At 73.1% G+C, this 22927-nt stretch carries 25 protein-coding genes; 10 read left to right on the forward strand and 15 right to left on the reverse strand.

Translation table 11 applies throughout. The features are described from left to right. Positions 1 to 21 precede the first annotated feature (21 nt). The 6 genes from AH6_RS15140 to AH6_RS15165 form a co-directional block, all read right to left on the reverse strand. On the reverse strand, positions 22 to 804 hold the full coding sequence (locus tag AH6_RS15140) for a 2OG-Fe(II)-dependent halogenase WelO5 family protein (RefSeq protein WP_067479827.1): 783 nt from the start codon (positions 802 to 804) through the stop codon (positions 22 to 24). Positions 805 to 952: 148 nt separating this feature from the next. Beyond that, positions 953 to 1720: a hypothetical protein gene (locus AH6_RS15145; protein WP_067479829.1), complete on the reverse strand. Its 768-nt coding sequence runs from the start codon at positions 1718 to 1720 to the stop codon at positions 953 to 955. Between the two features lie 85 nt (positions 1721 to 1805). After that, a complete protein-coding gene (locus tag AH6_RS15150; RefSeq protein WP_067479830.1) occupies positions 1806 to 3104 on the reverse strand; it encodes a hemolysin family protein in 1299 nt (432 codons plus the stop codon). Positions 3105 to 3114: 10 nt separating this feature from the next. Continuing rightward, positions 3115 to 3591 carry an rRNA maturation RNase YbeY gene (gene ybeY, locus AH6_RS15155; protein ID WP_067479831.1) on the reverse strand — a complete coding sequence of 159 codons (477 nt, stop codon included), beginning with the start codon at positions 3589 to 3591 and terminating at the stop codon, positions 3115 to 3117. Next, positions 3592 to 4647: a PhoH family protein gene (locus tag AH6_RS15160; RefSeq protein ID WP_067479833.1), complete on the reverse strand. Its 1056-nt coding sequence runs from the start codon at positions 4645 to 4647 to the stop codon at positions 3592 to 3594. 204 nt (positions 4648 to 4851) lie between these two features. Continuing rightward, entirely contained in the window at positions 4852 to 5196 is a 345-nt protein-coding gene (locus tag AH6_RS15165) for a histidine triad nucleotide-binding protein (RefSeq protein WP_067479835.1), read from the reverse strand. Positions 5197 to 5492: 296 nt separating this feature from the next. Between AH6_RS15165 and AH6_RS15170 the strand changes: the two genes are divergently transcribed. Continuing rightward, positions 5493 to 6080, forward strand: a complete 588-nt coding sequence (locus tag AH6_RS15170) for a SigE family RNA polymerase sigma factor (protein ID WP_067479839.1) — start codon at positions 5493 to 5495, stop codon at positions 6078 to 6080. After that, positions 6077 to 6739: a hypothetical protein gene (locus tag AH6_RS15175; protein WP_067479841.1), complete on the forward strand. Its 663-nt coding sequence runs from the start codon at positions 6077 to 6079 to the stop codon at positions 6737 to 6739. Before AH6_RS15170 ends, AH6_RS15175 begins: the two co-directional genes overlap by 4 nt. A 90-nt stretch (positions 6740 to 6829) precedes the next feature. On the opposite strand, the gene AH6_RS15180 is transcribed toward AH6_RS15175, so the two are convergent. From AH6_RS15180 to hrcA, 3 genes are all read right to left on the reverse strand, one after another. Continuing rightward, a complete protein-coding gene (locus AH6_RS15180) occupies positions 6830 to 7561 on the reverse strand; it encodes a 16S rRNA (uracil(1498)-N(3))-methyltransferase (RefSeq protein WP_067479843.1) in 732 nt (243 codons plus the stop codon). Positions 7562 to 7678: 117 nt separating this feature from the next. Continuing rightward, entirely contained in the window at positions 7679 to 8815 is a 1137-nt protein-coding gene (dnaJ, locus tag AH6_RS15185; protein WP_067479845.1) for a molecular chaperone DnaJ, read from the reverse strand. Then, positions 8816 to 9829, reverse strand: coding sequence for a heat-inducible transcriptional repressor HrcA (gene hrcA / locus AH6_RS15190; RefSeq protein ID WP_067479847.1), 1014 nt, complete (start codon positions 9827 to 9829; stop codon positions 8816 to 8818). 163 nt (positions 9830 to 9992) lie between these two features. Between hrcA and AH6_RS15195 the strand changes: the two genes are divergently transcribed. Together AH6_RS15195 and AH6_RS15200 are read left to right on the forward strand one after the other, a co-directional pair. Further along, positions 9993 to 10826: a DUF3097 domain-containing protein gene (locus AH6_RS15195; protein ID WP_245679313.1), complete on the forward strand. Its 834-nt coding sequence runs from the start codon at positions 9993 to 9995 to the stop codon at positions 10824 to 10826. Positions 10827 to 10836: 10 nt separating this feature from the next. After that, on the forward strand, positions 10837 to 11475 hold the full coding sequence (locus AH6_RS15200; RefSeq protein ID WP_067479851.1) for a DUF4870 domain-containing protein: 639 nt from the start codon (positions 10837 to 10839) through the stop codon (positions 11473 to 11475). Between the two features lie 6 nt (positions 11476 to 11481). On the opposite strand, the gene hemW is transcribed toward AH6_RS15200, so the two are convergent. Then, entirely contained in the window at positions 11482 to 12693 is a 1212-nt protein-coding gene (hemW, locus tag AH6_RS15205; protein ID WP_067479853.1) for a radical SAM family heme chaperone HemW, read from the reverse strand. 55 nt (positions 12694 to 12748) lie between these two features. Beyond that, entirely contained in the window at positions 12749 to 13213 is a 465-nt protein-coding gene (locus AH6_RS15210; RefSeq protein WP_067479855.1) for an antitoxin YezG family protein, read from the reverse strand. Between the two features lie 202 nt (positions 13214 to 13415). Here AH6_RS15210 and AH6_RS15215 point away from each other — a divergent pair, with 202 nt between their 5' ends. The 3 genes from AH6_RS15215 (at position 13416) to AH6_RS15225 (ending at position 16402) form a co-directional block, all read left to right on the forward strand. Next, the gene (locus AH6_RS15215; protein WP_067479857.1) at positions 13416 to 14282 is read left to right on the forward strand and encodes a hypothetical protein; all 867 of its coding nucleotides are present in this window, start codon (positions 13416 to 13418) and stop codon (positions 14280 to 14282) included. Between the two features lie 134 nt (positions 14283 to 14416). Further along, positions 14417 to 15805 carry a hypothetical protein gene (locus AH6_RS15220; protein ID WP_067479859.1) on the forward strand — a complete coding sequence of 463 codons (1389 nt, stop codon included), beginning with the start codon at positions 14417 to 14419 and terminating at the stop codon, positions 15803 to 15805. Positions 15806 to 15895: 90 nt separating this feature from the next. Next, a complete protein-coding gene (locus tag AH6_RS15225; protein WP_067479861.1) occupies positions 15896 to 16402 on the forward strand; it encodes a DUF4870 domain-containing protein in 507 nt (168 codons plus the stop codon). Between the two features lie 16 nt (positions 16403 to 16418). Here AH6_RS15225 and AH6_RS45335 read toward each other — a convergent pair whose 3' ends face one another. Further along, complete coding sequence (locus AH6_RS45335; RefSeq protein ID WP_067479863.1) at positions 16419 to 17174, reverse strand: Uma2 family endonuclease; 756 nt, start codon at positions 17172 to 17174, stop codon at positions 16419 to 16421. A 228-nt stretch (positions 17175 to 17402) separates the two neighbouring features. Then, the gene (lepA, locus tag AH6_RS15235; protein ID WP_067479865.1) at positions 17403 to 19244 is read right to left on the reverse strand and encodes a translation elongation factor 4; all 1842 of its coding nucleotides are present in this window, start codon (positions 19242 to 19244) and stop codon (positions 17403 to 17405) included. A gap of 253 nt (positions 19245 to 19497) precedes the next feature. On the opposite strand from lepA, the gene rpsT reads away from it, so the two are divergent. Both rpsT and AH6_RS15245 read left to right on the forward strand, forming a co-directional pair. Next, positions 19498 to 19767, forward strand: coding sequence for a 30S ribosomal protein S20 (rpsT, locus tag AH6_RS15240; protein ID WP_067479867.1), 270 nt, complete (start codon positions 19498 to 19500; stop codon positions 19765 to 19767). A 91-nt stretch (positions 19768 to 19858) separates the two neighbouring features. Then, positions 19859 to 20398 carry an RNA 2'-phosphotransferase gene (locus AH6_RS15245; RefSeq protein WP_067479869.1) on the forward strand — a complete coding sequence of 180 codons (540 nt, stop codon included), beginning with the start codon at positions 19859 to 19861 and terminating at the stop codon, positions 20396 to 20398. Here the strand turns inward: AH6_RS15245 and AH6_RS15250 are convergent. After that, on the reverse strand, positions 20343 to 20885 hold the full coding sequence (locus tag AH6_RS15250) for a hypothetical protein (protein WP_067479871.1): 543 nt from the start codon (positions 20883 to 20885) through the stop codon (positions 20343 to 20345). The genes AH6_RS15245 and AH6_RS15250 overlap by 56 nt on opposite strands. Before the next feature lie 84 nt (positions 20886 to 20969). Between AH6_RS15250 and AH6_RS15255 the strand changes: the two genes are divergently transcribed. Then, positions 20970 to 21818 carry a LysR family transcriptional regulator gene (locus AH6_RS15255; RefSeq protein WP_245679314.1) on the forward strand — a complete coding sequence of 283 codons (849 nt, stop codon included), beginning with the start codon at positions 20970 to 20972 and terminating at the stop codon, positions 21816 to 21818. An 11-nt stretch (positions 21819 to 21829) separates the two neighbouring features. Here the strand turns inward: AH6_RS15255 and holA are convergent, their stop codons facing one another. Next, positions 21830 to 22789 carry a DNA polymerase III subunit delta gene (gene holA / locus AH6_RS15260; protein ID WP_067479875.1) on the reverse strand — a complete coding sequence of 320 codons (960 nt, stop codon included), beginning with the start codon at positions 22787 to 22789 and terminating at the stop codon, positions 21830 to 21832. Positions 22790 to 22927: the final 138 nt, after the last annotated feature.

The raw sequence follows: 22927 nt of genomic DNA on the forward strand, positions 1-22927 counted from the left end.
TGCTCGGTTCGGGGGACGGGCTCAGCTCCACAGGGCGAGCGGCCGTTCCTCCCCCTGGTAGCCGAGGAAGTGGCCGATGGTGACGCGGGTGGTGTCGCCGGACGGGCGCACGGCGTGGATCAGGCGCGGGTTGAGCAGGACCAGGTCGCCGGCGGCGGGCTTGAGGACCTCGACCGGCGGGGGGAGCCTGTCGCGGTCGATGCCGTAGGCGCGGTCGCCGACCAGGTTCCGGTACTCGTCCTCGGCGGGCTCGATGTCCCACAACTCCAGCTCGCCGCCCTCGTCGGGGATGTTGACGTAGACGTTCACCGACAGCTGCGCCTGGAGGTCGGCCAGGTAGGCGGCGGGCAGGTTGCGCTCCAGCGCGTCGGTGTGCGGGTTGAGGTCGACGTCGTGGTCCTGGTAGCGGACGATGCCGACGAAGCACTTGGCGCCGTCCACCTCCAGCAGGCGCGCGCCGCCCGGCCAGATCTCGTCGAGGGTGAGGCGCAGCTCGTCGGTGGGCGACAGGTGGGGGGCGAACAGCTCGCGGATGCGGCGGGCGTTGGGCAGGGCGGCGTCGTGGTAGGCGCGGCGGGAGGCCTCGTCGGCGATCTCGGAGTAGGCGTGGCCGATGCGGCCGAACTCGCGGGCCTGGCTGAGCGCGCCGCGGTCGGAGTGGTCGAGCAGTTGCTCGCGGGCGGCGCGCAGCGCCTCGGGGCGGGAGAAGCCCGGCACGTGGACGGCCAGGTGCTCCTTCTTGACGACCGACAGCAGGTCGTGGTGGTCCAGGTCGTTGCGGGTGGTGCGCAGGATACGGCTCATCGGGCTGCTCCTCGTCACTGCCGGGGGACCGGTACGCGGGACTGCATATATTTCCTACAGAAAAAGTAGGTAATACGCAAGAAGTCGACCTGGGCCTCCGTGGGGAGTGACCGGGATCACGCGGAGCGTACGGGAGGAACGCGCTCGGTCACTCCTCCGGCGCGCCCGGCGCGGTGCCGATCCGGTCGCGGGCGTCGCGCAGCTTGCGGATCGCCCTGGCCTCGGCCAGCTCGATGCCCTGCGCCCCGCCCCGGCCGAACTCGCCGGGCGCCGCGACCGTCAGCAGGTCGTCGCCGAGTTGCGTCAGCACCACGTCCAGCCCGGCCTGCCGCGCGCCCCGGCTGGTGTAGCGGACCGCGACGGTCTCCCCCGCCGTCCGGGCGTGGCGCAGCGGGACGCGGTACAGCAGCGTCTCGCGGTCGTCGCCGACGTCCAGCCCGATCTTCGGGCAGCCGGTGACCGCCTCCCGCGCCTCGGCCACCAGCGCCGCCGCCCGCCCCTTGCGCAGCCGGTACACGTGCTGCACCAGCGTCGCGCCCGGCTCGGTGCGGTAGTAGGCCGCCTGCGCGTGCGACGCGTCGCGCCCCTCGCGCGCCCCGGCGTTGTCGGCCAGCCGCAGCAGCCTGGCGCAGTCGGGGTCGGCGGGCCGGATGCCGGTGAAGGCCCGCTGCGGCCCGGCGGGCAGGAAGCCCGCGGGCACCTCCCGCTGCGACAGCAGGGCCGGGCCCATCGCCGCCGTCCCGGCGGCGGCCGGCGCGACGTCGGCCTGCGGCGCCCCGCACCCGGCGGCCGCCAGCACGCCCGCCAGCACCGTCGCCAGCACGAACGCCGGAACCGGCACCGGCATGGACCCGGGCGCGACCGCCCTGGACGTGGCGGCGGCGGGCAGCAGCGTGCCCCGAGCCCTGCGCGACATGAGATCCCCCCGAACCCCTCGACGCGCAAGATCATCCCCGCCGGGCGCCGCCGTTTAACGTCGGGGTCCGGCGGGGTAGATGTCGCTAACCGGCGGTTTCGGGGGCCGCCTCGGCGGGGCGCGGCACCCGCCGCACCAGCACCGTGCCGATGCGGTTGCGCCGCCCGGCGATGCTCTCGGCCTTCAGCGTCAGGCCCGCCACGGTGGCGGTGGAGCCCTCGATCGGCACCCGGCCGAGCGCGTGCGCCAGCAGCCCGCCGACCGTCTCCACCTCCGGCACGTCGATCTCCGCGTCGAACAGCTCCGCCAGATCCTCCACCGGCAGCCGCGCGGTGACCCGCGCCGCGCCGTCCTCCAGCCAGGTCACCGGGGGCGTCTCGACGTCGTACTCGTCGGTGATCTCCCCGACGATCTCCTCCAGCACGTCCTCGATGGTGACCAGCCCGGCGGTGCCGCCGTACTCGTCGATGACGATCGCGAGGTGGATCTGCCGGGCCTGCATCTCGCGCAGCAGCTCGTCGATGGGCTTGGAGTCGGGCACGTAGGTGGCCGGGCGCATCACCGACTCCACCTTCTCCACCGTCTCGCCCGCCCGGTGCTCCTGGCTGCGCCGCACGATGTCCTTGAGGTAGGCGATGCCGACCACGTCGTCCTCGTTCTCGCCCACCACCGGGATGCGCGAGAAGCCGCTGCGCAGCGCCAGCGACATCGCCTGCCGCAACGTCTTGCCGCGCTCGATGAACACGATGTCGGTGCGCGGCACCATGACCTCGCGGACCAGCGTGTCGCCCAGCTCGAACACCGAGTGGATCATCTGCCGCTCGTCCGGCTCGATCAGGCTGCGCTGCTCGGCCAGGTCCACCAGGTCGCGCAGCTCGGCCTCGGAGGCGAACGGCCCCTCCCGGAAGCCCTTGCCGGGGGTCAGCGCGTTGCCCAGCAGGATCAGCAGCCGGGGCAGCGGGCCCAGCACCCGGGTCACCGGGTGGATCACCGCCGCGCCCGCCAGCGCGAACCGGTCGGCGTGCTGGATGCCCAGCGTGCGGGGGCCGACGCCGACCGCGACGTAGCTCACCACGATCATGATCGCGGCGGCGGTCACGTAGGCGCTCCAGCCCTCCTCCAGCCAGGTGATGCACAGGTCCGCCACGATCACCGTGGCGACCAGCTCGGCGCTGATCCGCAGCAGCAGCACCATGTTGAGGTAGCGGGCCGGGTCGGCGACCACCGCCGCCAGCCGGGGCGCGCCGCGCCGCCCCTCGCGGACCAGCTCCTCCACCCGCACCCGCGAGACGCGGGTCAGCGCCGCCTCGGTCGCCGCCAGCAGCCCGGCCAGGACGACCAGACCCACCGCGACCGCCAGCAGCCATCCCTGTATGGAACTCATGGACGCGCGCTCACGTCCGCTTGCGCTCGTCCCGCCACGACGCCAGCAGCTCGTCCTGGAGGCCGAACATCTCCTTGTGCTCCTCGGGCTCGGCGTGGTCGTACCCGAGCAGGTGCAGGATGCCGTGCGCGGTCAGCAGCTCCAGCTCCGCCTCGGTGGAGTGGCCCGCCGTCTTCGCCTGCCGCTCGGCGACCGCCGGGCACAACACCACGTCGCCGAGCAGGCCGGGGTCGGCCTCATCGTCGTCGTCGGCGTCCGCCAGGTGGCCGGGCCGCAGCTCGTCCATCGGGAACGACAACACGTCGGTGGGACCGGGCTCGTCCATCCACTTGACGTGCAGCTCGGTCATCGCCTCCTCGTCCACCAGCAGCAGCGACAGCTCCGCCAGCGGATGGACGCGCATGCCGTCCAGCACGTGCCGGGCCAGGCGCGCCAGGGCCTGCTCGTCGACCCCGACGCCCGACTCGTTCAACACCTCGATGCTCATCTAACGCCCCCGCTTGCGGGACGCGCCGCGTCCCGCCGCCCCCTGCTTGATCTCCGGCACCCGCGCCTCGTCCCACCGGTTGTAGGCGTCCACGATGTCGGTGACCAGCTTGTGCCGCACCACGTCGTGGCTGTTCAGCCGGCAGAAGTGGATGTCGGAGACGCCCTCCAGGATGTCCTGCACGACCCGCAGGCCGCTCTGCTGCCCGTTGGGCAGGTCGACCTGGGTGACGTCGCCGGTCACCACGACCTTGGAGCCGAAGCCGAGCCGGGTGAGGAACATCTTCATCTGCTCGGGCGAGGTGTTCTGCGCCTCGTCCAGGATGATGAACGAGTCGTTCAAGGTACGGCCCCGCATGTACGCCAGGGGCGCCACCTCGATGGTGCCGGCCGCCATCAGCCGCGGGATCGAGTCGGGGTCGACCATGTCGTGCAGCGCGTCGTACAGCGGCCGCAGGTAGGGGTCGATCTTCTCGTAGAGGGTGCCGGGCAGGAAGCCCAGCCGCTCGCCCGCCTCGACCGCCGGCCGGGTCAGGATGATCCGGTTGACCTGCTTGTCCTGGAGCGCCTTGACCGCCTTGGCCATCGCCAGGTAGGTCTTGCCGGTGCCCGCGGGGCCGATGCCGAAGACCACCGTGTGCTGGTCGATGGCGTCGACGTACTTCTTCTGGTTGAGGGTCTTGGGGCGGATGGTGCGGCCGCGGCTGGACAGGATGTCCAGGGTCAGCACCTCGGCCGGCCGCTCCTCGGTCCGGTTGCGCAACATGCCGAGGCTCCGCTCGACCGCGTCGGGGGTGAGCTGCGTCCCGCTCCTCAGCAGGTCGAGCAGCTCGTCGAACAGGCGCGAGACCAGGTCGGTCTCGCCCTGCGGCCCGGTCACGGTGATCTCGTTGCCGCGCACGTGCACATCGCTGTCGGTGGCGCGCTCGATGACGTGGAGCAACTCATCGCGGGAGCCCAGCAGGCCCACCATCGACTGGTCGTCCGGCACCACGATCTTGATCTGGGAGCGCTCGCCGGTGCGGCCGGCGCGTCCCGCGTGAGTTGATTCGACCATCAGCCGGGCCTTGCGGCCTCTCCGACCTGCCTTCTGTCCGCTCAGAGTGTTCCGCTTCTGTCGCTTCCATGGTACTGGGCGCCCGCGCGGTCACGCCGCCGTATTTACGAGCGCCCGTCCGGCAGGGGGCCGCCGATCCGCCGGGCGGGCCGGGGGCCCGGACGGCGGCCCCGGCGGCGCTTCTCGTCCCGGGGCCCGTCCCGGCTATCCGGGGGGCCAGTTGAGGCCGCGGCCGCCCAGGACGTGGGCGTGCACGTGGAACACCGTCTGGCCCGCCTGGGCGCCGGTGTTGAACACCACGCGGTAGCCGCCGTCGGCGACGCCCTCGTCCACCGCGACCCGGTGCGCCTCGCCCACCACCTCGGCCAGCAGCTCGGCGTCGGCGGCGGCCAGCTCGCCGACCGTGGGGTGGTGGTCCTTGGGGATCACCAGCACGTGCGTGGGCGCCTGGGGGTTGATGTCGCGGAACGCCACCGTGCGCTCGCCCTCGCGGACGATCTTGGCGGGCACCTCCCCTGACACGATCTTGCAGAACAGGCAGTCGGTCATCGCTCTCCTCCCAAGCGCGCGCGGTCGGCGGCATCCTACCGGGGCGGCCCGCGCCATGACCGGCCGTGACCCCGGGGAGTAAAGCCGCACCCGGGGATAGGCCGCATAAGGCCCGTGCAATGGCTAAGGTTGGCAACTCAGGCGTTCCCCCCGACGCGCGCACCGCACGCACCAACGCCCCGCCCGCCCGGCCGGGGTTCGCCTTGTCCATCCACGCCGTAACCGCGGGTCGTCATCCGAATGGACGGCCCCGGGGCGGCGAAGGCGGCGGATAGGTGACCGAGGCAAGACAGAACATGCCCTTTCGTAAACCCGACGACGAGGGCGCGCGTCCCACTGACGTGACCGAGACCCTCGTGGCCAGGGGCACGGCCGGTGCGGTGGCCGTCGCCTGGGACGCCGACCAGGCGGTGACGGCGCTCTACAGCGCCAACTACCGCTCGCTGGTGCGGCTCGCCGCGATGCTGGTGCGCGACGCGGGCACGGCCGAGGAGGTCGTCCAGGACGCGTTCGTCGCCATGCACGGCGGGTGGCGCCGGCTGCGCGACCCCGACAAGGCCCTGTCCTACCTGCGCCAGTCGGTGGTGAACCGGTCCCGGTCGGTGCTGCGCCACCGGGCGGTGGTGGAGAAGTACGCGCCCAAGGGGCTACCCGACGCGCCCAGCGCCGAGGCGGGCGCCATCGGGGAGCTGGAGCGCTCGGCGGTGGTGGACGCGCTGCACCGGCTGCCGACGCGGCAGCGCGAGGCGCTGGTCCTGCGCTACTACGCCGACCTGTCCGAAGCGGAGATCGCCCAGAGCATGGGGATCTCCCGCGGCGCCGTCAAGAGCCATACCGCGCGCGGGATGGCCGCGCTGCGCAACGTCCTGGAGCAGTTCTCATGACCACCGACCCCCACGACGAGTACGGCGAGATCCTGCGCCGTGCGCTCAGCGCGGAGGCGGAGACGGTCGACCCTTCCGCCGACGGCCTGGAGCGCATCCGGGCCCGGATCGACGAGCGGCGCCGGCGCCGGTTCGGGTGGGAGTGGTTCACCGCCAACTGGGGGCGACCCGTGCTGGCGGTCGGCGCCGCCGTCGCCATCGCCGGCATCGGCGTCTCGGCCCCCCAGACGATGGACCTCATCCAGTCGGCGGGCAACCACGGCGAGTCCCGGCGGAACGAGCAGCCCCCGGCGGGCGGCACCCTGTCCGAGCGGAACGGGCCCACCGCCGACCCGCAGGACCCCCGCTCCGCCGACCGCCCGACCGGCGAGGCCAGCGACGATCCCGACGCCCCGGTGTCGGTGTCGGCCTCCGGGACGGTGAGCTGTCCCCCGGCGAGCACGCCGGGCAACACCCGCACCCCGCCCCCGCCGACCTCGCCGAAGCCGCCGTCCGGCACCGCCTGCCCGACGCCGAGCACCACGGCCCCCACCCCGACGGCCACGCCGACCACCCCGGCGCCCACGACGCCCGCGCCGACCACCACCACGCCCGCGCCGCCGACCGAGACGCCGACGACCCCGGCGGCCGAGCCGCAGGTGCCCGCCAGCGGCCCCTGAGCCGCCCACCGGGGCCGGTGGTCCGCCTGGTCCTGTGCCCACCGACCCCGAGGGCCGGAGTCCGCCCGTGCCCGGCCGTCCGCCGGGCGGTCACCAGCGGCCGGTGGCCGCCATCAGCACCGACGCCGCCGCCACGCCCGCCGTCGAGGTGCGCAGCACCGTCGGGCCCAGCAGCGCCGTGCGCGCGCCCGCCTCGGCGAACCGCGCGATCTCCTCGTCGCTGACGCCGCCCTCGGGGCCCACGATCACGACGATGTCGCCCGCCGCCGGGGGCGCGAACGCCGTCAGCGGCGCGTCGGCCGCCTCGTGCAGCACCAGCGCGCCCGCAGCGCCCGCCACCAGGTCGGCCACCTGCGCGGTCGTCGCCAGGTCGGCCACTTCGGGGAAGCGGGCGCGCCGGGCCTGCTTGGCGGCCTCCCGGGCGGTGTTGCGCCAGCGGCCCAGGGCCTTGTCGCGGCGCTCGGCCTTCCACTGGGTGATGCTGCGCGCGGCCGACCACGGCACGATCACGTCCACGCCGACCTCGGTCATGGTCTCCACGGCCAGCTCGCCCCGGTCGCCCTTGGGCAGCGCCTGCACCACCACCAGGCGGGGGCTCGGCTCGGGCCAGGTGAGGCGCGCGCCGACCTCCAGCGTCAGCGACGCCTTGTCGGCGGCCACCACGACGCACTCGGCCATCAAGCCCGCGCCGTCGGTCAGGTCGACCCGCTCGCCGGGCCGCAACCGCCGCACGGTGGCGGCGTGCCGCCCCTCCGGGCCGTCCAGGACCACCCGGTCGGCGGCCAGCCGCTCGCGGTCGGCGAGGAACACCGGCGGACTCATGAAACCCCCTCAGAGACGCTGCCCTCAGACGACAGAACCCCGCCGCGACCGCACTCGGGTCGCGACGGGGGGCCGTCAGCCGTCGCGGCCCTCGTGATAGGCCGCCACGGTCTCTCTTCAGTGCTGGTTGAACACGTCCCGCAGCCGGGAGAACACGCCCCGCTGGCCCGGCGCGAACTTGCCGGGCGGGCGCTCCTCGCCGCGCAGCTTGGCCAGCCTGCGCAGCAGCTCCTCCTGCTCCTCGTCGAGCCTGCCGGGGGTCTCCACGGTCACGTGGATGAGCAGGTCGCCGCGGCCGGACTCGTTGAGGTGGCGCACGCCGCGCCCGTACAGGGTGATCACCTGGCCGGACTGGGTGCCGGGCTTGATGTCGACGTCCTCGGCGCCGTCCAGGGTCTCCACGGTGACGCTGGTGCCGAGGGCGGCGGCGGTCATCGGGATCTCGACGGTGCAGTGCAGGTCGTCGCCCTCCCGCTCGAAGATCGCGTGGGGCTTCTCCACGATCTCCAGGAACAGGTCGCCGGGCGGGCCGCCGCCGGGACCGACCTCGCCCTCGCCCGCCAGCTGGATGTGGATGCCGTTCTCCACGCCCGCCGGGATCTTGACCTTGACGGTGCGGCGGGTGCGGACCCGGCCGTCGCCCGAGCACTCGGGGCAGGGGGTGCGGATCACGCTGCCGAAGCCGCCGCACTGCGGGCAGGGGCGCGCGGTGCGGACCTCGCCGAGGAACGAGCGCTGCCGCATGACGACCTCGCCGTGGCCCTCGCAGGTCTCGCAGGTCTCCGGGCGGGTGCCGGGCGCGGTGCCCTCGCCCTGGCAGGAGGTGCAGGCGACCGCGGTGTCGATGGACAGCTCGCGGGTGGTGCCGAAGGCGGTCTCGTTCAGGTCGAGCTCGACGCGCAGCGTGGCGTTGCGGCCGCGGCGGGCCCGGCTGCGCGGGCCGCGCGCGGACGCGGTGCCGAAGAAGGCGTCCATGATGTCGCTGAAGGGGAACCCGGCCGCGCCGAAGCCGCCGGCGCCCGCCCCGGCGCCGCCGCGCGCGAACGGGTCGGCGCCCATGTCGTACATCTCCCGCTTCTGCGGGTCGGAGAGCACCTCGTAGGCCTGGGTGATCTCCTTGAACTTCTCCTGCGTCTCCGGGTCCGGATTGACGTCCGGGTGGAGCTCGCGGGCGAGCCGGCGATACGCCTTCTTGACCTCGTCCGGGCTGGCGTCGCGCCGGACGCCGAGGGTCGCGTAGTAGTCGTTGGCCACTTACGACCCCGCCAGGATCTGTCCCACGTAGCGTGCCACTGCGCGTACCGCTCCCATCGTGCCGGGGTAATCCATGCGTGTCGGCCCGAGCACTCCGAGCCGGGCCAGGGTGAGGTCGCCCACGCCGTAGTCGGCGGCGACGACCGAGGTGGACCGGAGCCCCTCGTCGGGGTTCTCGGTGCCGATCCGCACCGTAACAGTAGAGGAATCGCCGGTCTCGCCGAGCAGCCGCATCAGCACGACCTGTTCCTCCAGCGCCTCCAGGACGTCCCGCAGGCTCTGCGAGAAGTCCACGTGGGCCAGGTTGGCGGCGCCGGCGAACACGATCTTCTCCTCGTGCTTCTCCACCAGCGTCTCCAGCAGCACCGACAACACCGAGGCCGCGACCGGCCGCTCGTCGGCGCCGACCTTCTCCGGCAGGTCGGCCACGGCCGTGGGCACCTCGCCCAGGCCGCACCCGTCCAGGCACGTGTTGAGCAACGCCCGCAGGTGGCCGATCGATTCCTCGGTCAGCTGGGCGGGGGTCTCGATCACCCGCTGCTCGACCCGGCCGGTGTTGGTGATCAGCACCAGCAGCAGCCGGTGCGCCGCCACCGGGACCAGCTCCACGTGCCGCACCGTCGAGCGGGTCAGCGAGGGGTACTGCACGACCGCGACCTGCCGGGTGAGCTGGGCCAGCAGCCGCACGGTGCGGCCGACCACGTCGTCCAGGTCGTAGGCGCCGTTCAGGAACGTCTCGATGGCGCGGCGCTCGGCCGACGACAGCGGCTTGATCGTGGACAGCCGGTCCACGAACAGCCGGTAGCCCTTGTCGGTGGGCACCCGGCCCGCGCTGGTGTGCGGCTGGGTGATGTACCCCTCCTGCTCCAGCACCGCCATGTCGTTGCGGATGGTCGCCGAGGACACGCCCAGGTTGTGGCCCTCCACCAAGGACTTGGAGCCGACCGGCTCGTTGGTGGAGACGTAGTCCTCGACAATGGCGCGCAGGACCGCGAGTTTCCGGTCGTCGAGCACGTGGTCACCTCCGCTGCCCCCGTACTGGCACTCCTTGCTTCCGAGTGCCAAGTGTACGGCCCGGCGGGGCCACTCTGGAGGGTCCGGGTCGCGCGGCGCCCGCCACGCCGGGAGATCGCGGGGCCGCGACCGCGGGCGCCCGGCTGGATTAATGTGCCGACCTGTGCAGAGTAAGGACTACGGAAACGACGTTCTGGCGGGCGACTGGCGGCTGCCCCGCAAGGGTCAGATCCCGGAGATCCCCGCCGAGCCGGGCCTGGTGGCCGAGGATCCCGACAGCGGGTTCTGCGGGGCGGTGGTCGGCTGCGACAAGTTCGGCGTGACGCTGGAGGACCGGTTCGGCAACAGGCGGGTGTTCCCGCTGACGGCGGCGGGCTTCCTGATCGACGGCAGGCCGGTCACGCTGGTGCGGCCCGCCGCCGCGCCGAAGGCCCCGGCGCGCTCGGCGTCGGGATCGGTCGCGGTGCGGGGACTGCGGGCGAAGGTGGCCAAGGAGAGCCGCATCTACGTCGAGGGCCGGCACGACGCCGAGCTGGTGGAGAAGATCTGGGGCCACGACCTGCGGGTGGAGGGCGTGGTCGTGGAGTACCTGGAGGGCGTGGACGACCTGCCCGCCATCGTCGCGGAGTTCGGGCCCGGCGAGGGGCGGCGGCTCGGGGTGCTGGTGGACCACCTGGTGGCCGGGTCCAAGGAGAGCCGGATCGCGGCGCAGGTGACGTCGCCGTACGTGCTGGTGACCGGGCACCCGTTCGTCGACGTCTGGGAGGCGGTCAAGCCGGCCGCCGTCGGCATCGCGGCCTGGCCCCGCGTGCCGCGCGGCGTACCCTGGAAGGAAGGGGTGCTCCAAGCACTCGGCTGGGGGGACAACGTGGGCGCGGGATGGCAACGCATCCTGGGGTCGGTGTCGAGCTTCACCGATCTTGAGCCGGCGCTCCTGGGCCGGGTCGAGGAACTGATCGATTTCGTGACCGCCCCCGGCCCCCCGCCGTTCGAGTGAGGAGCATGGCATGACCAATCCCCCTGAGGGGCCCGGATACCAGGGCCAGCCCGGGTACGGGCAGGACCCGTACGGGCAGCAGCCGGGCTACGGACAATCGGGCAGCAGTCACCCGGGGTACGGGCAGTCCGGCTACGGGCAGCCGGGCAACAGCCAGCCGGGCTACGGGCAGTCGGGCTACGAGCAGCCCGGGTACGGCCAGCCGGGATACGGGCAGCAGCCCGGGTACGGCCAGCCGGGGCACGACCAGTACGCCGGGTACGGCCAGGCGCCCGCCTACGGCGGCCAGATGCAGCCGTACGGGTCGGCCTACACCGGCCAGCCGTCCTCCGACGAGCGCACCTGGGGGCTGCTCTGCCACCTGGGCCAGCTCCTGTTCGGCGTGTTCTCGCCGCTGGTGGTCTACCTGGTCAAGAAGGACGAGTCGCCGTTCCTGCGCCACCACGGCGTGCAGGGGCTGAACTTCGGCATCACGCAGATCTTCTACGGTCTGATCAACTTCGTGCTGATGTTCGTGCTGATCGGCATCGTGACCGCGCTGGTCCAGGCGGTGGCGACGCTGGTGTTCATCATCATGGCGGCGGTCGCCGCCAACCGGGGCGAGTGGTACCGCTTCCCGGCCTTCATGGCCTGGCCGATGATCAAGTAGTCACGGTCAGGTCAGGTCGCGGACCACGGCGTCGGCGAGCAGGCGCCCGCGCGGGGTGAGCACCGCGCGGGCGCGCTCGCGGTAGGGCTCTTCCGCGACGAGGCCCGCGGCGATCAGCGGCCGGACCGCGGCGTCGTCCACCAGGTCGGCCGGGCAGCCGTCGGCCAGCCGCAGCTCCAGCATGATCCGCTCGACGCGCCGGTCGTCGTCGGTCAGGACCTCGCGGGCGTGCGCGGGCGTCGTCCCCTCGGCGAGGCGGGCGGCGTAGGCGGCGGGGTGCTTGACGTTCCACCAGCGGGTGCCGCCGACGTGGCTGTGCGCGCCGGGGCCGACGCCCCACCAGTCGGCGCCGGTCCAGTAGAGCAGGTTGTGCTGGCAGGCCGCCTCGGGCGAGGCGGCCCAGTTGGAGATCTCGTACCAGTGCAGGCCGTGCGCGCTCAGCAGCTCGTCGGCCATGGCGTAGCGGTCGGCCATCGCGTCGTCGTCGGGGGCGGCCAGCTCGCCCCGGCGGACCTGCGCGGCCAGCCGGGTGCCCTCCTCCACGATCAGCGCGTACGCCGACACGTGGTCGGGGCCGCAGGCCAGCGCCGCCTCCAGCGAGGCGCGCCAGTCGTCGTCGCTCTCGCCGGGCGTGCCGTAGATCAGGTCGAGGTTGACGTGCTCGAACCCGGCCGCGCGGGTCCACTCCACCACCTGCGGCACCCGGCCGGGGGTGTGGGTGCGCTCCAGCACCTTCAGCACGTGCTCGCGGGCGCTCTGCATCCCGTAGGAGACGCGGGTGAACCCGGCGGCGCGCAACCCGTCCAGGTAGGCGGGGTCGACGGTCTCGGGGTTGGCCTCGGTGGTGACCTCCGCGCCGGGGGCCAGGCCGAACTCGGCGTCGATCGCCGCCAGGACGCGGCCGAGGTCGCCGGGCGGCAGCAGGGTGGGGGTGCCGCCGCCGACGAAGACCGTCCGCACGGGCAGGTCGGCAGCGCCGAGCACGCGGCGGGCCATGCGGACCTCGGCGATGGCGGTGTCGGCGTAGGAGTCGCGGCTCGCGCCCGGACCCAGCTCGGTGGCGGTGTAGGTGTTGAAGTCGCAGTACCCGCAGCGCGTCACGCAGAAGGGCACGTGCACGTAGAAGGCGAAGGGGCGCTCCCCCAGGCCGGTCAGGGCGCTGCCGGGCAGCGCGCCGTCGTACGGTACGGGGTCGCCGTCGGGCAGGGTCGCGGGCACCGTTCCAGTCTGCCGTGCCCCCGGCGCTGCTCGGACCGTCGGCGGCCTGCGGCCGTCAGCGGGTGGACCGCTCCGAGAGCTCGGCGGCGCGCAGCTTGGCGCGCAGCCAGCCCGGGATGTGCTCGGCGGTGCGCGGGAACCGGTCCAGGTCCAGGGCGTAGGCGTCCGGGGTCAGCGGCGGCGTGAAGTCGGGCTCGCCGTCGTAGTCGAACTCCACGCTGAACCGGCCCGCCCGCTCCACCTCCAGGCGCGCGGTGAACCAGGCCCCCGTGCCGTGCCGGTACATCACCCGGCGCAGCTCGTCGAGCTTGCTCACGGCCTGGCCGGGCGGCATGGCCACGCTGACCGTGCCGGCGGAGTCGACGATCTCGAAGGAGACGCTGTCGATGCCGATCGTGGCGCGGAACTCCAGACCGAGCCTTTCCCACCCGAACGGGGCGCCCGAGCGCAGCGCGCGGACCACGCCGTTCACCGTCTCCCGCTCCTTCGGAGTGCGGAGAACCTGCTCGGATCGCGTCACGCTTGGAACCTCCGGAAACCCTGTGCGTGCGGTCGCTCCGACCGTACCGACAGATCCGCGCGGGTCGCGGGAGGGCCGCCGTGTCGCGCCGATCCCGTCGGGCCCGGTCCGGGGAGGTTGCGGGACGTTCCGGGCCCGATCCCCACAAGATCGCCGCATCGTCCGGGGCGCCGCCGCGCGCCCCGCCGGATAGGGTCGCCGGATGCGAGGACAGGAGGCGGCGGCGTTCGGGCGCCTGCCCGCGCGGGTGCTGCTGCGCGGCGGGCCCGCCGGGTGGCACTACGAGTTCGGCTACGACCACGGCGCGCCCGAGCGGGGCGAGCTGCCCGGCGGCGGCACCGGCTGGGCCGAGGGGCCGCGCGGCGGGCCCGAGCCGGGCTGGTGGCGGCGCAGGCTCGCCGAGACCGCCGGGGCGCTGCGCGAGCGCCTGGCCTGGACCCTCACCGACCGCACCTTCGGCGAGCTGGGCGCCGAGGCCGACATCGCCTGGTTCGAGGTCGAGGAGCCGTGCGTGTGGGAGGGCCTGGTCACCCTGCGCGACGCGGACCCGGCGCGCTTCCCCGGCGAGGTCGCGCCGCTGGTGGTGACGTTGGAGCCGGGGCGCGGGGCCGTCCTGCCCGACGCGCACCTGCTGTTCTCCACGCTGGCGTCCGACGTGTGGAGCACGCTGGAGACGCTGGCGGGCGCGCACGGCTCACCCGCGCCGCAGGCGAGCTTCCTGTGCGGCTGGGACGACCACCGCAGCGTGCGGGTCGGGCGCAGCGTGCTGCACGCCTCCACCCAGCGCGGCTCCGACGGCGCCGAGCGGCTCGGCGAGCTGCACGCGGTGCGGCTGACGGCCTGGGGCGGCAATCCCGAGCTGCGGTTCCGGCTGGACGGCATCGACCTGCTGGACGAGCCCGTGGCCGACGTGCTGGAGCTGCTGGACGGCCTCGGGCACGAGATCGTCCGGCGGCACGGGGTGGTGCGGGTCCCGGCGATGGGGCTGGCGCTGCACCCGGCGGAGACCGGCCGGTTCGGCGCGGCGGGGCTGCGGCTGCCGGAGGCGCTGGCACACGGCTGGCGGTGACGGGCCGCGCGGGCGGGTCTCCTTGGATGGGCCGCCGTGAACGGGCCGCCGCAGACCGGGCGCAACGGACCCGTCATGCACGCGGGGCCCGTTCGTCACCTGAACGCAACCCCGCCTCCCTACATTCACCGCTCATGACCAGCCGCGCGCGTCACCTCGTCCTCGGCCTCACCACCCTCGCCCTGGCGGGCGGCCTGACCGCCGTCCCCGCCGCCGCCTCCGGCCCGCTGGTCGTGCAGCGCGGCGGCCCCGCCCGCACCGTGCCGTTCACCGCCGACCGCGACGGCGAGGCCGTCATCGCCTTCCGCGCCGCCGCGCCCGGCGTCTCCTGGGCGCGCAAGGGCGCCGAGGCCGCCGTGGTGTCGGTCGCGGTGGACGGGCGGCACGTGACCGACCTGGTGGTGCCGTCCGCCGACCCGACGCCGCGCAGCCTGGGCCTGGGCGCGGTCAAGCGCGGCCGCCACAAGGTGACGCTGCGGTTCGCCAAGGGGAGCGCCGCCGCGGCACGGCGCGTCGTGCTCGCCGGGACGCGGGTGCGGATGCCACGGGCGGACCAGCTCGCCCTGCGGCACGCGCCGATCGTGGTGGGGCGGACCGGCTGGCCGTTCGGCGACGCCTACCAGAACGCGCGCACCGACACCCCGCTGATCGCCTGGCACGAGGCGCGGCCCGCCGCCACGGCCGGGCACCGGGTGCTGGAGTACTCGGTGGTGTGGAGCAACGAGGACGGCGGCACCGACAGCCCCGCGCTGATGGCCCGCTGGGGCCGTACCACCGACATCGAGTGGGTGTACCGGGTGGAGGTGGACGCGGCCGGGCGGCGCGTGCCGGGCACCGGCGTCTACCAGGCCCCGCAACACCTGACGCTGAAGTTCACCGGCCGCTACGAGGGCGACCACCCGGTGCTCCAGACGTGCACGCAGAACAACAACATGTGCGACGTGATCATGCCGGGGTCACCGCTGCGGTTCCTGCCGGACGCCTCGCGCACGCTGCCCGCCGGGCGGGCCCGCGAGGCCGTCATGGACCGCGAGCCCTGGACCTACCGGGTCATGGCGCAGGAGATGGTGCGCGAGGGGAAGATCGAGAAGCGGTCCGACCCCGCGACCCGCGAGGTCGGCGACCAGCGGACCTACCTGTACGCGGAGCTGGTCAAGCGCACCGGCGCGGCCACCGGGAGCGGGTCGGCCCCGGGCGTGACGCTGGGCGTGCGGCTGCGGCGGGACCCGTCCCGGCTCTACCGCTCCGACCACGGCGAGCCGACGTGGTCGATCGAGCGCGACGGCGCGGCGGCCACGACCGTCGAGCTGCCCGCCGGGACCACCGCCGCCGACATCGCCTCCGTCGAGGCGGTCCGGCGGCCGGTCGGGCTCGGCGACAACGGCGCCCCCGCGACCGTGACCGCCCTCAACCGGGGCTTCTTCCTGAACCGGTCGTACCTGCCGGGGGCGTCGGCGGTCCGGTGGAGCGGCTCGGCCGTCCTGACGGCCGCGCGCCCGTCGGCGGTGGTGTGGCGGCCGTGAGGCGATAACCGGGGGAACCCGCGAACTCCGGGCGCGTCGAAGTAGTCGTACACTTCGCCAATAGCCCCCAGGAACTCGGAGGACTCCCCCATGGCCTACGGGCAGCCCCCGTCGCCCGGCCACGGTCCGCGGCCCGGCGCGCAGCAGTCGCCCTGGCAGGGCGGTCAGGCGCCGCAGGGCGGCTGGCAGCAGCCCCCGCCGCCGCCCGGTGGCTGGCAGCAGCCGCCGCCCTCCCCGGGGACCACGCCGATGCCCGGCCACTACGGCCCGGTGAGCGACGAAGACAAGACCTGGGCGCTGATGGCCTACGTGGGCCAGTTCCTGGTCGCGGTGATCGCGCCCGCCGCCGTGTACCTGGGCCGGGCGCGGTCGCCGTTCGTCCGCCGGCACGCGGCGCAGGGCCTGAACATGGGCATCGCGTCGGTGGTGGTGTGGACGGCGGGACTGCTGCTCCAGATGCTGTTCGAGCCGCTGATCTGGGTGCCGCTGGCCTTCACCGCCGCGATCATGTGCTACCTGGTGTACGCGGCGCGCGCCGCCAACCGGGGCGAGTTCCGGCAGGTGCCGCCGTTCCTGGCCTGGCCGCTGGTCAAGTAGGGCCGGCCGGGGGCGGTCAGCCGTCCTCGGCGGCGGGCCCCGGCATGATCGTCATCGTGCCGGGCTCGCCGGGCGGCTGGTCCAGCCGCACCACGCGGCCGGGGTAGGCGCGCTCGGCGATGGCGACGTCGCGCTCGTCCCACTCGCCGTAGAAGACGGGGCAGCCGTCCCACAGCTCGATCTTCTCCGCGCCGGTCGGCCAGCGGTGCCCGAACGCGTCGATGAGGATGGGCTCCTCGCTGTGCGGCAGGTCGGGGCCCGCCTGGCGGGCCGGGGCCTGGTGGGACACGGTGGCTCTCCTTCGGGGGGCGGCGCGGCCGGGCAGCCGGTCGAAGATCTGGTCGGGGGTCAGCTCGATCCCGAACGGCCGGGTGAGCGCGACGCGGTGGCCCCGGCCGACCCGGGCCCGCTCGGCGTAGCGGCCGTCGCCGGCCAGCTCGTGCACGCGGATCTCGGGCTCGTCGCCCTTGAGGTCCACCACCCAGTAGGACGGCACCCCGAACCGTTCGTACAGGTCCTTCTTCGGGCCGAGGTCGGCGGAGCGGGAGGCGTCGGAGACGACCTCGACGGCCAGCAGCGGGGCGCCCCGGATGTACCAGAGGTCGCCGCGCGCCTGGTCCTTGCGGTAGACCATCAGGTCGCAGCGGATCCAGGTGTCATGGGCGAGCCGGGCGCCGAAGCCGGTGAGCGACTCCTGGCCGGGTTCCTCGGCCAGCCCGACGGGGACCACGAGATCCGAGACGAGAACCTGATGCAGCAGCGTGTGGTTCACAACGCCCAGTGTCCTCTCGCGGACACCCCGTTACCACCGCTTTGCGATATCCCCCGTAACATGCGCCGTCCCCGGAACGCTCGGCGGTCCGGGGACGGCGGGGGTCGTCCTACTTCTTGGGCTTCTCGGCGCTCTCACCCGTCGACAGGGCGGCGACGAAGGCCTCCTGAGGAACGTCGACGCGGCCGCTGGTAGCACAGCATGCGCTTCTTGCCAGCGGCGCAGCCGCTACTTCTTCGGCTTCTCCGCGCTCTCGCCCGTCGACAGGGCGGCGACGAAGGCTTCCTGAGGAACGTCGACGCGGCCGATCGTCTTCATTCTCTTCTTGCCCTCCTTCTGCTTCTCCAGCAGCTTGCGCTTGCGGGAGATGTCGCCGCCGTAGCACTTGGCGAGGACGTCCTTGCGGATGGCGCGGATGTTCTCGCGGGCGATGATGCGGGCGCCGACGGCGGCCTGGATGGGCACCTCGTACTGCTGCCGAGGGATGAGCTCCTTGAGCTTGGCCGTCATCATCAGGCCGTACTCGCGGGCCTTGTCCTTGTGGACGATCTGGCTGAAGGCGTCCACCGACTCGCCCTGGAGCAGGATGTCCACCTTGACGAGGTCGGACTCCTGCTCGCCGCTGGGCTCGTAGTCCAGCGAGGCGTAGCCGCGGGTGCGCGACTTCAGCTGGTCGAAGAAGTCGAAGATGATCTCCGCCAGCGGCAGCGTGTAGCGGATCTCGACCCGGTCCTCCGACAGGTAGTCCATGCCGAGCAGCACGCCGCGGCGGCCCTGGCACAGCTCCATGATCGCGCCGATGTGGTCGCTGGGCGACAGCAGCGTGGCCTTGACGATCGGCTCGTACACCTGGCCGATCTTGCCCTCGGGGAACTCGCTGGGGTTGGTCACCACGTGCTCGGTGCCGTCCTCCATCACCACGCGGTAGACGACGTTGGGCGCGGTGGAGATCAGCGTGAGGTTGAACTCGCGCTCCAGCCGCTCCCGGACGATCTCCATGTGCAGCAGGCCGAGGAAGCCGCAGCGGAAACCGAAGCCGAGCGCGGCCGAGGTCTCCGGCTCGTAGACCAGCGCGGCGTCGTTCAGCCGCAGCTTGTCCAGCGCGTCGCGCAGGTCGGGGTACTGGTCGCCGTCCATCGGGTACAGGCCCGAGAACACCATCGGCCGGGGGTCCTGGTAGCCGCCGAGCGAGTCGGGGGCCGGGCGGGAGGCGGTGGTGACGGTGTCGCCGACGCGGGCCTGCCGCACGTCCTTCACGCCGGTGATCAGGTAGCCGACCTCGCCGACGCCCAGGCCGGCCACCGGCTTGGGCTCGGGCGAGATGACGCCGACCTCCAGCGTCTCGTGCGCGGCGCCGGTGGACATCATCATGCTCTTCTCGCGGCGCGACAGGCGGCCGTCCACGATCCGGACGTAGGTGACCACGCCGCGGTAGGTGTCGTACACCGAGTCGAAGATCAGCGCGCGGGCCGGGCCGTCGGGGTCGCCGACCGGGGCCGGGACCGTCTCGACGATGCGGTGGAGCAGCTCGGTGACGCCCTCGCCGGTCTTGCCGGAGACGCGCAGCACGTCGGCGGGCTCGCAGCCGATGATGCCGGCCAGCTCCTCGGCGTACTTGTCCGGCTGGGCGGCGGGCAGGTCGATCTTGTTCAGCACCGGGATGATGTGGAGGTCGGCCTCCAGCGCCAGGTACAGGTTGGCCAGCGTCTGCGCCTCGATGCCCTGCGCGGCGTCCACCAGCAGCACCGCGCCCTCGCACGCGGCCAGCGACCGGGACACCTCGTAGGAGAAGTCCACGTGGCCGGGGGTGTCGATGAGGTTCAGCACGTAGTCGGTGCCGTCGGCGCCGGTCCACGGCAGCCGCACCGCCTGGCTCTTGATGGTGATGCCGCGCTCGCGCTCGATGTCCATCCGGTCGAGGTACTGGGCGCGCATCTGGCGCTCCTCGACGACCCCGGTCAACTGCAGCATGCGGTCGGCCAGCGTGGACTTGCCGTGGTCGATGTGCGCGATGATGCAGAAGTTGCGGATGATCGCGGGGTCGGTCTTGTTGGGCTCAGGCGCTGGCACCGAAATCCGTTCGCAAACTCAGCTGGTGGACAGGGAAGTGGCAGATCTTGCCGTATCCCATAGTCCCATGCCCTGCGCCGTGCTCTGTGCACCGCTTCCGGTTTTGGGCCCGCCCCGGGGATTGGTAAGCTGAGCCACTGCGTGTGGCGTAGCGTCGTGCCCCGGGGCACCGTCGCCCCGTTTAACGTTCGTTGGAGCCTGCCCCGCTTCCGGGTGGCAGGCGAGGATCGCAACCAAGCTGAGGCACTACGACGTGGCTAACATCAAGTCCCAGATCAAGCGGAACAAGCAGAACGAGAAGGCCCGCCTTCGCAACAAGGCCGTCAAGTCCGAGCTGAAGACGGCCATCCGCAAGTTCCGCGAGGCCGCTGAGGCGGGCAACGTCGAGGACGCGGTGGCCGCTCAGCGCAACGCCGCCCGCAAGCTCGACAAGGCCGTGAGCAAGGGCGTCATCCACAAGAACCAGGCCGCCAACCGCAAGTCGGCGATCGCCCGCCAGGCCGCCGAGCTGCAGGCCAAGTGACGCCGCTCGGTCCCGCCGAGTAACGCTGCGCTCCGACGAGGCCGCGGTCCCCTGGGGACCGCGGCCTCGTCGCCGTACCGGAAGGGCCGCCATGGACGACCGCCGGCAGGTGAAGATCTCCAAGTACCTGGCCAAGCACCTGCGGCACCGGCCCGAGCGCATCGGGCTGACCCTCTCGCCCGACGGCTGGGCGGAGGTGGACGAGCTGCTGGCGGCGTGCGCGCGGCACGGCTTCCCGGTGACGCGGGCGGAGCTGGAGCACGTGGTGGCCGCCAACGACAAGCAGCGCTACGCCTTCGACGCCGAGGGCCGCCGCATCAGGGCGAACCAGGGTCATTCGATCGAAGTGGACCTGGACCTGCCGGTCGCGGTCCCGCCCGACCTGCTCTACCACGGCACCGTGGCGGCGGCCCTGGAGGCGATCCGCCGCGAGGGCCTGCGCCCGATGGCCAGGCACGCGGTGCACCTGTCCCCCGATGCGGAGACCGCGCGGCGCGTGGGGGCCCGCCGGGGCGAGCCGGTCGTCCTGACGGTCGAGGCCGCGCGGATGGCCGAGGCCGGTCACCCGTTCCGGGTCAGCGCGAACGGGGTGTGGCTGGTGGCGTCGGTGCCGCCGCGATATCTGCGCTGATCATCTCGACCGTCTCCGCCCAGCCCAGCGGATTGCGCGTCCCGCCGGCCACGCCGTCCGGCTGCGGCCCGAACAGGTAGCGGTAGGGCACGATCCCCTCCAGGACCCGGTACACCTCGTCCCGGTCGTCGATCATGTGGGTGATGCCGAGTTCGGCGCAGTGCCCGGCCTTGCCGCTGCGCTTGCGGCAGAAGCGGACGTTGCCGCGCCGCAGCCCGGTGCGCTCGTAGAAGTCGTGCCGGTCCAGCCAGGCCAGCGTGCGCCGCTGCACCCGCTCGCCGCACTTGGAGATGATCCAGGCGCGCCCGCCGAACCGGGCGACGAGGTCCGGCAGCACCTCGAACGCGCCGTCGGTGGCGGGCGAGGCCATGGCGTCCTCGAAGCTCCCGCTGAGGAAGGCGGTGTCGGCGCCGCCGGGCGCGAGCGGACCGCCGTGGATGACGCGGCCGAAGTCGATGCCGAGCCGGAGTTCGTTTCCCGTGTTCATGCTCCAAGGCTGGTTTCCGCAGCCCCAAAACAGAACTATGGATACTCCGTCCAGCTATAGCCTCCGACTATGCATCTAGGAAGGATGTCCGCAGACGCCCTTGCCTCGTTCGCGGTGTTCGCCGAGCATCTGAACTTCACGCGGGCGGCGGAAGAGCTGCATATCTCACAGCCGTCCCTGCACGTCAAAGTGCAGAAACTGGCCGACTCGCTGGGCCGCCCTCTCTACCGTCGCGAAGGCCGCCGCCTTCACCTCACCCCTGAGGGCGAGGCGGTGGCCCGCTTCGCGCGCGACCTGGAAACCCGCACGACCTCCTTCCTGGCCGAGCTACAAGGCACCTCCCCCGAACGCATCCCAACGTTGGCCGCAGGCGAAGGTGCCTTCCTCTACCTGCTCGGCGAGACGGTGCGCACGGCTTCGCCCCGCCCGCGCCTGATCAACGCCGACCGCGCCCGCACCCTGACCGCCGTCCGCACCGGCCGGGCGGACCTGGGCGTGGCCGTACTGGACGTGCTGCCCACCGACCTGGAAGCAACGCCGCTGGCGACCTACCCGCAGACGTTGGTCGTCCCCGAAGACCACCCGCTGGCGTCTCGCCCCACCCTGCCCCTGCAAGACCTGGCGGGAGCCGCGCTGGTGGTTCCGCCACCCCACGGCCCGCACCGGATCATGCTGGAACGAGCCCTGCGCGCAGCCGAGGTCCCTTGGACGATCGCGGTGGAGGCGACCGGATGGCCGCTGATCCTGCATTTCGCATCCCTGGGCGTGGGCCTGGCCGTAGTCAATGGCTGCGTCCGTCCCCCCAAGGGCATGGTCCAACGCGAGATCACGGATCTGCCCCCGGTCCCGTACTACGCCGTGCATCTCCCCGCGCGCCACGACGACCCCCTGGTCGAAGGTCTCCTGACCTCGATCCGCGCCAATCTGCCCTGACGCCGCGCCCCTCAGCGCATCGAGCGGGCGGCGACGATGTCGCCCACGGCCTTCTCCAGGGCGTAGGCGGCGTCGGCGGCCCCGCCCTTGACCTGCGCGTCGGCCTTGGCGACCGCGGTGAGCGCCCGCGCGACCCCGTCGCCGGACCAGCCCCGCAACTGCTTCTGCACACGCTGGATCTTCCAGGGCGGCATCCCGAGATCCCGGGCCAACGCGGCGGGCTGCGCGCCGCGCGGAGCCCCGCCGACCTTGGCCAGCCCCCGCACGCCCTGCGCGAGCGCGCTGACGATCAGGACGGGCGCGACGCCGGTGGCCAGCGCCCAGCGGAGCTGCTCCAGCGCCTCGGCGAGTTGTCCCTCGACCGCCTTGTCGGCGACGGTGAACCCGCTGACCTCCGCGCGCCCCCGGTAGTAGCGGGCGATGGCGGCGTCGTCGACCTTGCCGCCGGTGTCGGAGATGAGCTGGCTCGCCGCGCCCGCCAGCTCCCGCAGGTCGTTGCCGACCGCCTCCACCAGCGTGCGCGCGCCGTCCACGGAGATCTTCCCGCCGTGCCGCCGGAACTCGGCCCGCACGAAGTCGATGCGCTCCCCCGCCTTGCTGATCTTCGGGCAGGAGACCTTGCGGGCCCCCGCCTTGCCCAGCCCGTCCACCAGCGCCTTGCCCTTGGCCCCGCCGTGGTGCACCGCGACCAGCGCGACCTCGGGCGCCGGAGTCCTGACGTACTTGAGCACCTCGGCGCTCAGGTCCTTGCCGAGATCCTGGGCCGACCGCAACACCAGGACCTTGGCCCCGCCGAACAACGACGGCGAGGTCAGCTCCGCCAGCCGTCCGGGCTCCAGCCCGCCCGGCAGCAGATCGATCACCTCGGTCTCGGGATCGGCGGACCGGGCACTGGCGACCACCTCGCCGATGGCCCGCTCCACGAGCAGCTCTTCGTCTCCGACGATCAGGGTGATGGCGTCCGCTGGCACCCCAGCAGCATGCCACGCCCCACCCCATGATCGCGCCGCCCCACTCCCACCATCGTGTCCCTGCCGTCGCCTCCTCCAGCAATTTCACATCAGGACCTCAAAGCATGGGGACATGGCGGGGCCAGGGGCACGAGGGCA

Origin of the sequence: Actinomadura hibisca NBRC 15177, from assembly GCF_001552635.1 — a bacterium.
Classification (GTDB): Bacteria; Actinomycetota; Actinomycetes; order Streptosporangiales; family Streptosporangiaceae; genus Spirillospora; species Spirillospora hibisca.

Coding starts and splice junctions, on each gene's coding strand:
- AH6_RS15140 (WP_067479827.1), bottom strand. CDS start 804: ATGAGCCGTATCCTGCGCACCACCCGCAACGACCTGGACCACCACGAC.
- AH6_RS15145 (WP_067479829.1), bottom strand. CDS start 1,720: ATGTCGCGCAGGGCTCGGGGCACGCTGCTGCCCGCCGCCGCCACGTCC.
- AH6_RS15150 (WP_067479830.1), bottom strand. CDS start 3,104: ATGAGTTCCATACAGGGATGGCTGCTGGCGGTCGCGGTGGGTCTGGTC.
- ybeY (WP_067479831.1), bottom strand. CDS start 3,591: ATGAGCATCGAGGTGTTGAACGAGTCGGGCGTCGGGGTCGACGAGCAG.
- AH6_RS15160 (WP_067479833.1), bottom strand. CDS start 4,647: ATGGTCGAATCAACTCACGCGGGACGCGCCGGCCGCACCGGCGAGCGC.
- AH6_RS15165 (WP_067479835.1), bottom strand. CDS start 5,196: ATGACCGACTGCCTGTTCTGCAAGATCGTGTCAGGGGAGGTGCCCGCC.
- AH6_RS15170 (WP_067479839.1), top strand. CDS start 5,493: ATGCCCTTTCGTAAACCCGACGACGAGGGCGCGCGTCCCACTGACGTG.
- AH6_RS15175 (WP_067479841.1), top strand. CDS start 6,077: ATGACCACCGACCCCCACGACGAGTACGGCGAGATCCTGCGCCGTGCG.
- AH6_RS15180 (WP_067479843.1), bottom strand. CDS start 7,561: ATGAGTCCGCCGGTGTTCCTCGCCGACCGCGAGCGGCTGGCCGCCGAC.
- AH6_RS15200 (WP_067479851.1), top strand. CDS start 10,837: ATGACCAATCCCCCTGAGGGGCCCGGATACCAGGGCCAGCCCGGGTAC.
- AH6_RS15215 (WP_067479857.1), top strand. CDS start 13,416: ATGCGAGGACAGGAGGCGGCGGCGTTCGGGCGCCTGCCCGCGCGGGTG.
- AH6_RS15220 (WP_067479859.1), top strand. CDS start 14,417: ATGACCAGCCGCGCGCGTCACCTCGTCCTCGGCCTCACCACCCTCGCC.
- AH6_RS15225 (WP_067479861.1), top strand. CDS start 15,896: ATGGCCTACGGGCAGCCCCCGTCGCCCGGCCACGGTCCGCGGCCCGGC.
- AH6_RS15245 (WP_067479869.1), top strand. CDS start 19,859: ATGGACGACCGCCGGCAGGTGAAGATCTCCAAGTACCTGGCCAAGCAC.
- AH6_RS15250 (WP_067479871.1), bottom strand. CDS start 20,885: ATGAACACGGGAAACGAACTCCGGCTCGGCATCGACTTCGGCCGCGTC.
- AH6_RS15255 (WP_245679314.1), top strand. CDS start 20,970: ATGTCCGCAGACGCCCTTGCCTCGTTCGCGGTGTTCGCCGAGCATCTG.